Annotated in this window: 10 protein-coding genes and 1 pseudogene; 5 read left to right on the top strand and 6 right to left on the bottom strand. The window is 72.7% G+C overall.

What is annotated here, in order from left to right; all coding sequences use genetic code 11:
• Positions 1–1,102: thiamine pyrophosphate-dependent enzyme (locus tag ACT6S0_RS24810; RefSeq protein WP_444766433.1), on the top strand; the 1,102-nt coding region annotated here is incomplete at its 5' end.
• Between the two features lie 41 nt (positions 1,103–1,143).
• Here ACT6S0_RS24810 and ACT6S0_RS24805 read toward each other — a convergent pair.
• Together ACT6S0_RS24805 and ACT6S0_RS24800 are read right to left on the bottom strand one after the other, a co-directional pair.
• Positions 1,144–1,548 (bottom strand): putative zinc-binding protein, encoded by a 405-nt coding sequence (locus tag ACT6S0_RS24805; RefSeq protein ID WP_444766432.1) that lies wholly within the window; start codon positions 1,546–1,548, stop codon positions 1,144–1,146.
• 14 nt (positions 1,549–1,562) lie between these two features.
• Positions 1,563–1,955, bottom strand: coding sequence for a ribonucleotide reductase subunit alpha (locus ACT6S0_RS24800; RefSeq protein ID WP_444766431.1), 393 nt, complete (start codon positions 1,953–1,955; stop codon positions 1,563–1,565).
• Between the two features lie 143 nt (positions 1,956–2,098).
• On the opposite strand from ACT6S0_RS24800, the gene moaA reads away from it, so the two are divergent.
• Positions 2,099–3,208, top strand: a complete 1,110-nt coding sequence (moaA, locus tag ACT6S0_RS24795) for a GTP 3',8-cyclase MoaA (RefSeq protein WP_444766430.1) — start codon at positions 2,099–2,101, stop codon at positions 3,206–3,208.
• Between the two features lie 85 nt (positions 3,209–3,293).
• Positions 3,294–4,496, top strand: a complete 1,203-nt coding sequence (locus tag ACT6S0_RS24790) for an NAD(P)H-dependent flavin oxidoreductase (protein WP_444766429.1) — start codon at positions 3,294–3,296, stop codon at positions 4,494–4,496.
• A 33-nt stretch (positions 4,497–4,529) separates the two neighbouring features.
• Here the strand turns inward: ACT6S0_RS24790 and ACT6S0_RS24785 are convergent, their stop codons facing one another.
• Positions 4,530–5,465, bottom strand: coding sequence for a hypothetical protein (locus tag ACT6S0_RS24785; RefSeq protein WP_444766428.1), 936 nt, complete (start codon positions 5,463–5,465; stop codon positions 4,530–4,532).
• 357 nt (positions 5,466–5,822) lie between these two features.
• Here ACT6S0_RS24785 and ACT6S0_RS24780 point away from each other — a divergent pair, with 357 nt between their 5' ends.
• Both ACT6S0_RS24780 and ACT6S0_RS24775 read left to right on the top strand, forming a co-directional pair.
• Positions 5,823–6,038, top strand: coding sequence for a hypothetical protein (locus tag ACT6S0_RS24780; protein ID WP_444766427.1), 216 nt, complete (start codon positions 5,823–5,825; stop codon positions 6,036–6,038).
• Between the two features lie 236 nt (positions 6,039–6,274).
• On the top strand, positions 6,275–6,496 hold the full coding sequence (locus tag ACT6S0_RS24775) for a hypothetical protein (protein ID WP_444766426.1): 222 nt from the start codon (positions 6,275–6,277) through the stop codon (positions 6,494–6,496).
• Between the two features lie 15 nt (positions 6,497–6,511).
• Here the strand turns inward: ACT6S0_RS24775 and ACT6S0_RS24770 are convergent, their stop codons facing one another.
• The 3 genes and pseudogenes from ACT6S0_RS24770 to ACT6S0_RS24760 all read right to left on the bottom strand — a co-directional run.
• Positions 6,512–7,501, bottom strand: coding sequence for a DUF72 domain-containing protein (locus tag ACT6S0_RS24770; protein ID WP_444766425.1), 990 nt, complete (start codon positions 7,499–7,501; stop codon positions 6,512–6,514).
• Positions 7,501–8,235: a 5-oxoprolinase subunit PxpA gene (gene pxpA, locus ACT6S0_RS24765; RefSeq protein ID WP_444766424.1), complete on the bottom strand. Its 735-nt coding sequence runs from the start codon at positions 8,233–8,235 to the stop codon at positions 7,501–7,503. Before pxpA ends, ACT6S0_RS24770 begins: the two co-directional genes overlap by 1 nt.
• Positions 8,232–8,667 (bottom strand): annotated as a pseudogene (locus tag ACT6S0_RS24760) (allophanate hydrolase); the annotation flags it as partial. The gene pxpA and the pseudogene ACT6S0_RS24760, both read right to left, overlap by 4 nt.

Genomic DNA, 8,667 nt, shown 5'->3' with positions numbered 1-8,667 from the left:
GCACTGGGACCCCGAGCGCGTGGCGGCCTGTGCCGACGAGCTGCTGGCGCGACTGCGCGCGGCGCGCGACCCGCTGCTGGTGGTGGGCGTGGAAGTGCGGCGTTATGGCCTGGAGGCGCGGGTGGCCGAGCTGGCGCGGCGCCTGGGCCTGCCTGTGCTGACCAGCTTCATGGGCCGTGGCCTGCTGGCGGACAGTGGCCTGGACCTGGCCGGCACCTATCTCGGCCTGGCCGGCGACCCCGAGCTGAGCCGGCGCGTCGAGAGTTCGGACGCGCTGCTGCTGCTCGGCGTCATCGTGTCGGACACCAACTTCGCCGTGTCGGCACGGCGCATCGACTTCCGCCATGCGCTGGTGGCCTATGACGCCGAAGTCAGCGTCGGCCACCACGTCTACGCCGAGCTGCCGCTGGTTGCGCTGGTCGACGCGCTGCTGGAACGCTGCTCGCTGCCGCGCACGGCCGTGGCCGCGCCGCCGGCGCCGCCGGCCTATCCACAAGGGCTGGTGGAGGACGACGCGCCGGTCGAGCCGGCCGACATCGCCCGCGCCATCAACGACGTCTTCGCCCGCCACGGCGCCATGCCCATCGCCTGCGACGTCGGCGACTGCCTGTTCACCGCCATGGCCGTGCGGCCCACGGCCCTGCTGGCGCCGGGCTACTACGCGACCATGGGCTACGGCGTGCCGGCCGGCCTGGGCCTGCAGCGCGCCAGCGGTCAGCGGCCGTTGATCCTGGTCGGCGACGGCGCTTTCCAGATGACGGGCTGGGAGGTCGGCCATGCTGCCCGCCTCGGACTGGACCCCATCGTCATCGTCTTCAACAACGGCGGCTGGGAAATGCTGCGCAGCTTCATGCCCGAGGGCGGCTTCCACGACCTGGGCAGCTGGGACTTTGCCGCCATGGCGGGCGGCATGGGCGGCGACGGTCATGCAGTGCAGACGCGTGCCCAGCTCGGCGCCGCGCTGCGCCAGGCCCTGGCCAGGCGCGGCCGCTTCCAGCTCATCGACGTGCAGCTCGCGCCCGGTGCGCGCTCGCCCACGCTGCAGCGCTTCGTGCAGGCGGTGCGGCGCCTGTCCATGCCCGAAGCCATCGCCTCGCCTTGATTGACTTCAAGCAATCCGCTGCCGGCGGGAGGCGCGCGCAATCAGGCCGGGCCTGCAGTCGGGGGCGTGAGCAGCCCGCGGCAATGCGCGAGCAGGGCCTCGGCCTGGACCGGGTCGAAATCGCCGTGTTGCACCTTGCGCACGCCGTGCTCGTGCAGGCGCAGCTCGGTGCCCGCAACCACGCCCGCGCGGGCCAGGCAGGCGCGCACGCAGGCAAGCGGGCAGCCTTCGATGGCGAGGATGTGACGGCCGCTCGCGGCGCCGCGCTGCGCCGTACGCACCAGCGCCTTGACGCCGCCACCCACGCCGGCGATGCAAGACATCTCGGCGGCGCCGGCGCGGTCCAGGCGCACGGCCAGGTGGTTGGCCAACTGCGCCGCGCTGGAACAGCCCGAGCAGGCGTAGACCAGCGGCAGCTCGTCCACAGGTCGGGTGCCGGTGATCATGTCGTGGTCGGGCTCTAGCCGATCAGCACGACCTCACCGGCCGGATTGAACGGCAGCAGTCCGCCGAACTCGCCGCTTTCCACGTGCTTGACCAGCAGATCGAGCATGCGCTGGATCTCGCTGCTGGTCGTGCGGCCGGCCAGCGCGGCGGTGAACAACAGCTGCCAGGCCGGGCCGGCATGGCGCGCCTCGGCGGCCAGGGCGTCGAAGTCGCTCAGCTCGGCCGGGTCCTTGTCCACACACATCAGCGGGCGCAGCACGCCGCCAGCGCCGGCGGCATGGGCCGCGCGCTGCGCGGGGGTGGCGTCGGGCTCGCACTCGGCCGTGGTGAAGACCATCAGCAAACGCTGAGGCTCGGGCTGGGCACGGGCGATGGCCAGCAGGTCGTTGAAATGCTCGATGTTCATGACCGCCACGCTAACCCACCCCCCGCACGGCGTGCGCGGCAGGCGGAGGAGGCGGGGGTCGGCCGAATGAACTAGGCCGGCCCGGCCCGCCTCCTGCCACGGCGGGATGGGCCGGCCGGCGGCAGCTCACCAGAATGCCGACCATGGATGCGCGGACCGCCCCCTTGCTCTGGATGCCCCGCGTTGGCGCTGCGCCGGCCCAGCCGTTGCCGCTGGACGGCAACCTGCGCGACCGCCGCCAGCGCCCCTGGCGTGACCTGCGCATCTCGCTGACCGACCGATGCAACTTCCGCTGCAGCTACTGCATGCCGCGCAGCCGCTTCGGCCCCGGCCACCGCTTCCTGCCGCAGGCGCGGCTGCTCAACTTCGAGGAGATTGCCCAGGTGGCCCGCCAGGCGCTGGCCCTGGGCGTGCGCACGCTGCGCCTGACCGGCGGCGAGCCGCTGTTGCGCCGCGACCTGCCCCGGCTGATCGGTCAGCTCAGCCGTCTGCGCACCCTGGACGGCACGCCGCCCGACCTGGCGCTGACGACCAACGGCAGCCTGCTGGCCGGCCAGGCCCAGGCGCTGCGCGACGCCGGCCTGAACCGCCTGACGGTCAGCCTTGATGCGCTCGACGATGCCGTCTTCCAGCGCATGAACGATGTCGGCTTCCCCGTGGCCGAGGTGCTGCGCGGGCTGGAGGTGGCGCAGCGCGCCGGCTTCGAGCGCATCAAGGTCAACATGGTGGTGCGCCGCGGCGTCAACGACGGCGAGGCGTTGCCGCTGGCCGAGCATTTTCGTGCCACCCATGGCCGGGGCGTGGTGCTGCGCTTCATCGAATTCATGGACGCCGGCTGCCACAACGGCTGGAAGCTCGACGAGGTGTTGCCCAGCGCCGAGCTGCGCGCGCGCATCGCCGCGCGCTGGCCGCTGCAGCCGCTGCCGGCCACGCGTGGCGGCGAGACGGCCGAGCGCTGGCGCTATGCCGACGGCGGCGGCGAGATCGGCTTCATCAGCAGCGTCAGCCATGCCTTCTGCGGCGACTGCACGCGCGCCCGGCTGACGGCCGAGGGCCAGCTCTACACCTGCCTGTTCGCGGCGCACGGCCATGACCTGCGGCCACTGCTGCGCGCGGCCGACAGCAGCGAGACCCTGCTGCGCCAGCGCCTGGCCGAGATCTGGGCCGGCCGCAGCGATGCCTATTCCGAGCAGCGCGAGCGCCTGCGAGCGCTGCGGCCGCAGCGTGCCGACATGCACGTGCTCGGCGGTTAGATCGACCCAGTTTGCACGGCGTCAAAGCGCGGCCGCTCGCTCGGTCCCAGCATCGCCGCCATCGCCCACCCACCCAGCGCCTGCCATGACCCCTCCCTCGCTCCTCGATCGCATGGCCGCCGCCGGCCTGCGCCCCCTGCGGCTGGCCGGCCGCCAGCTGCTGCCCATCGTGCAGGGCGGCATGGGGGTGGGCATCTCGGCCCACCGCCTGGCCGGCAGCGTGGCCGCGCAGGGCGCCTGGGGCACCATCGCCTCGGTGGACCTGCGCCGCCACCATGCCGACCTGATGGCGCGCAGCGAGGGCCTGCGCGACGGGCCCGAGAAGAAGGCCGTCATCGAACAGGCCAACCAGGAAGCCCTGGCGCGCGAGATCGGCCTGGCGCGCCAGCTCGCCGGCGGGCGCGGTCTGATCGCCGTCAATGTGATGCGCGCGGTCAGCGACTACGCCGCCTCGGTGCGCACCGCGCTGCAGCAGGGCGCCGATGCCCTGGTGGTCGGCGCCGGCCTGCCGCTGGACCTGCCCGAGCTGGCCCAGGACCACCCCGGCACGGCGCTGGTGCCCATCCTGTCGGATGCCCGCGGCGTGGCGCTGCTGTGGCGCAAGTGGGAGCGCCGCAAGCGCATCCCCAGCGCCATCATCATTGAACACCCCGCCCTGGCCGGCGGCCACCTGGGCGCGGCGCGCGTGGCCGACCTGGGTGACCCGCGCTTCGACTTCGAGACCGTGCTGCCCGCCGTGCGCCAGCAGATCCGCGATGCCGGCGTGGAGGGCCAGGTGGCGCTGATCGCCGCCGGCGGCGTGCGCCGTTGCGAGGACGTGCAACGCCTGCAGGCCCTCGGTGCCGACGCGGCCCAGCTCGGCACCGCCTTCGCGACGACCGCGGAATGCGATGCCGACCCGGGCTTCAAGCAGGTGCTGGCCCGGGCCCGCGACGAGGACCTGGTGGAGTTCACCAGCGTCGCCGGCCTGCCGGCGCGCGCGGTGCTGACGCCCTGGCTGAGCAAATACCTGAAGGCCGAGGCGCGGCTGCAGTCCGTCGCTCAGCTCAAGCAGCGCTGCACGATGGCGTTCGACTGCCTGAGCCAGTGCGGCCTGCGCGACGGTCTCAAGGACTGGGGCCAGTTCTGCATCGACCAGCGGCTGGGCGCCGCGATGCGCGGTGAGGCCGGCAAGGGGCTGTTCTTCCGCGGTCGCGGCGAGCTGCCCTTTGGCGCCCAGATCGCCAGCGTGCGCCAGTTGCTGGAGCGCCTGCTGACGCCGGGCATCCCGCTCGGCAGCCCCGCTTGAAGCGATGCCTTGGTGGCCTGCGGGCCCCGCGGTTCAGGCCGCGTTTGGCACGCCGTCGCTGGTGAGGAACAGCAGCGGCTGATCCCGCGGCTGCTCGATCTGCAGCAACGCGCAGTGGTCGGGCTGCGCCAAGCCCGCCTGGGCGGCGATCTCGCGCAGCTGGTCCTGTGCCAGCCGCGGTGCGGCGCGCAGCAGCACGCTCAGCCGCCACGTCCAGGCTGGCGTAGCGGGCGTGCTGATGACGCGCTCGACGCAGCTGTGCGCCCGCAACAACGCCAGGTTGTCGGCCGTGGGCTCGGCGCTCAGCCACAGTGCCAACAGGCCCGCCCGCGGCACGCCGGTGGGCGGCGGCTTCAGCGCCAGGCCGGCGAGCTGGTGGCCGCGCCGCCAGGCTTGAAGCTTGGCCAGCAACTTGCACTCGCTGCAGCCGAGCCGCCGCGCGCACTGGGCGAAGGGCCGCGAACACAGGTCCAGGCCCGCTTCGAGTCGTTCGGCCAGCGGCGGGTCGTCGCACGGCAGGGCATCCGGCGCCGCTGACGGCAGCTGCAGGCGCGCCACGGGCTGCACGGGCAGGCGTCGCAGCTGGCGGTCCAGGGCGGCTTCGTCCAGCGCCTCGACCTCGGCCCACAGCGTCGGCATGCCGGTCTGCGGCTGCGCGCGCTCGACCTGCGCGCAGCCGGGCAGGGCCGCGAGCGCGGCGCTCAGCTGCGCGCCCATCGCGCCGGCGTCAAAGGCCAGCCGCCAGCGCTGGCGGAGCAACCCTTCGCCCCAACAGGGCCGGATGACCTGCAGCGCGCCGCTGCGATGCAGCTGCTGGCACAGGCGCAGCAACTCGCGTGGCGTGGCGCCGCTGCGCGCGGCCATCTGCCGGAAGGGCGATGCATGCAGTGGAAAGTCCTGCTGCCAGCCCTGCAGCAGGGTCTGCCGCAGGCCGGCGCAGCAGCTTGCATGAGATGTCGAGTGGGGCATGGACGACCCGAGCGATCGGCGCAGCGGCCAATGGTGTCCCAATTTGCATCAGGACCCGCGCTGGGCCGTTGCGACAGGTCAAGGACGGTGTGACCACGCGCCGAGTTCGGTGCTGATGGCGACTTCGCAGCCCGGGGTGACCTCCAGCTTGCTCAGCTTGCCCACGCCGACGACCGCGCGGCAGGCCCTCAGCCGTTTGCAGAGCTTGCCGGGCGGGGCCTCGACGGGGTCGGTGGGAAGGGGCGGTTCAAGCTGCAGCCGGCGCCGGCAGGCGAACTCGTCGTCAGCCAGCAGCGCGCCGCCGTCTGCAAGCCCTGCTTGGCGCGTTAAGCTGGACCGACTTGCCGGAGCCTTTACATGCGCGCAGCCTTCAGCCTCCTCGGCCTCGTCATCGTCGCGGCCATCGTGTTGTCCCTCGTCAAGAAGCAGGCCACGGCCTTGAAGCCGCCGGCCGGCGCCCCGGCAGCCAGTGCGGCGCTGCCGGCGCCGCAGGCGGTGGGGCAACAGGTGCAGGGCGCCCTCGATGACGCAGCCAGGCGCGCGGCCGACGCGGCGTCCTCTGCCACCAACTGAGTCGGTGACCGGCCGCAAGCTCTTCCTTGCGCTGCGGCCGGATGACGAGGCGCGTGGGTTGAGATGGGGCCGCGCCGACGCCCGTCAGCACCCCTTCGTGCTGACGGGCGGGCAAAGCTGCACGGCTGAGCGGCCGTCTGCTCTGAGGCCCGTTCCTACACGGCAGGAAGCGGCCGGCCGACGGGTGCAGGCGCGCGCAGAAGCGAGCATCAGCCAACCTCGCCATGGAGATCCACATGTTCATCAAAACCGCCATCGCCCTTGTCGCAACTTCCGCCCTGGCCATGAAGCTGGTGCAGCGCCTCAGCCACGGCCAGCAACTGCGCCGCGCACGGGACGACGGCAAGCGTCACAGCGACGACGTCAGCCGTTGGGAAGCCGAAGGCGGCAATCCGCCGGCCGCGCAGCCCGTCAAACGCTCGGCCAGGCGCGCCACCAGCCCGGCGACCGAGGACTGACAGCCCGGCGCGGATTCATGGCCCGACGATGGCCTGGGCCAGCGCCCGCACGCTCAGCGGCGCGGAGCCTTCGGCCTGGTTCGAGATCGTGACGAAGGCGTCCTGCCCGGCGCCGGCGGTGCCGCCGATGATGCGGGCCAACTCGGTGCGGGTCTCGACGTCGGGATCCAGCAGTTCGTTGAACTCGCCGTAGCGCTTGTCGGCCGCTTCATAGCCGTAGGCGCCGTGCAGCCGGTTCAGGTTCCAGCGCACCACCAGCGGCCCCGGCCACAGCGCACGCAGCAGCGGCAATTGCGCCTGCAGCGGTGGCAACTTGGGATGCAGGCCGACGCAGTAGCGCGCGCCGGTGTCGCGCAGCAGGGCGACCAGGTCGGGCGTCAGCCAGGCCGCATCGCGCACCTCCACCGCGATGACGCCGGCCGGCGGCTTGGGGCAAGCCAGCAGCAGCGCATGCAACTTGTCGAACTGCTCGCCCATGCGCGCCAGCAGCGGGCCGGGCAGGGGGCTGATCTGCAAGACCAGCGCACCGATGTGCGGCCCCAGGCCCTCGTAGGCCGGTGCGATGAAATCCTGCAGCGTGAGCGTGGGGTCCAGGAACAGCGGGTTCAGCGCCTGCCCACGGCCGTCCTCGTTGCGCAGCAGCGCATCCGTCACCAGGCTGGGCGCCTTGACGGTGAAGCGAAAGCCCGTGGGCACCTGCCGGGCATGGCGCTCGAACTCACTGGCGGCCAGCGGCCGGTAGAAACCGCGGTCGATGCCGACGGCGCGCAGCAGCGGGTGCGCCGCGTAGGCGGTGAGACCGGTCTTGGACAGCGTCTGCTCGCTGTGCCTGCCGGCCCAGACCTGGCCCTGCCAGCCCGGGTAGCTCCAGGTCGAGGTGCCGAGATGGATGTGCGGCGACAGCGCCGCGGCGAGGGCGATGTCCGCGGCCAGCGGCACTGCCGGTTGAACGCCGCGCGGTCGCTGCGTGGCTGCGTCGACCCCGAACAGGTCCCGCACCACCATCAGGACCGCAGCCCGATGCCGGCCGCCGTCAACGCGGCATGGATAGCGCGGGCAAAGGCGAGGGCGTGCGGGCCGTCGCCATGCAGGCAGAGGGTCTGCGCCTGCAGCGGCACGGTCTCGCCGGTCACGGCTTGCACGACGCCCTCGCGCACCATGCGCAATGTCCTTGCGACGGCCAGCGCCACGTCGTTCACATGCGCCCCCGGCTGGCTGCGCGGCACCAGGCTGCCGTCGGCGCGGTAGCCGCGGTCGGCAAAGACTTCGGCCGCGCCGCGCAGCCCAGCCCGTTCGGCGGCGCGCAGCAGCTCGCCACCGGCAAGGCCGTACACGGCGAGGCCGGGGTCCACCGCACGCACCGCTGCAACGACGGCATCGGCCAGCGCCGGGTCGCGCGCCGCCTGGTTGTAGAGGGCGCCATGCGGTTTGACGTGATGCAGCCTGCCGCCGGCCGCGCGCACCAGGGCGTCCAATGCGCCGATCTGGTAGACCAAGTCGGCATGCACATCTGCGGGTGCGAGCCGCATCTCGCTGCGACCGAAGTTCTCGCGGTCGGGGTAGCTCGGGTGGGCGCCGATGGCCACGCCCCGAGCCAGTGCCGCGCTCACGGTGGCCTGCATCAGCCGCGCATTGCCGGCATGCCAACCGCAGGCGATGTTGGCCGAGCTGACCAGGGCCAGCAGCTCGGCGTCATCGGCCGCGCCCTCACCGAGGTCGGCATTCAGGTCGACATTCACAGCGCTCCCCTCAGTTCGTCCAGCCTTCGCCCTTGCGCCCGCAATGCGGCGATGGCTTCGTCGTGCGTGCAGGGCATGAAACGCAGCGTCGCGCCCAGGCGCAGCTGTGCCAGCTTCCACAGGTCGGCGCGGATGACGATGCCGATCTTCGGATACCCGCCCGTCGTCTGCGCATCGGCCAGCAGCACGATGGGCTGGCCCGATGGCGGCACCTGGATGACGCCGGGCAGCACGCCGTGTGAGGCCAGCTCCTTGCCGCGTGTGCGCACGAGGGTGGGGCCGGCCAGGCGATAGCCCATGCGGTTGCTTTGCGGCGTGACACGCCAGTCGGCGTCCCAGAAGCCTTCGGCGAAGTCGTCGTGCTCGGGGCCGGGCAGCACGCGCACGCTGGCGCCCCAGTCTGGCGGGCGCAGGCCGATGGCGCGCGTGGGC

This window comes from Roseateles sp., assembly GCF_052436255.1.
Taxonomy (GTDB): domain Bacteria; phylum Pseudomonadota; class Gammaproteobacteria; order Burkholderiales; family Burkholderiaceae_C; genus Pelomonas.
The sequence above is the reverse complement of the archived record's forward strand: the minus strand, read 5'-3'. Positions and strand labels throughout refer to the sequence as shown.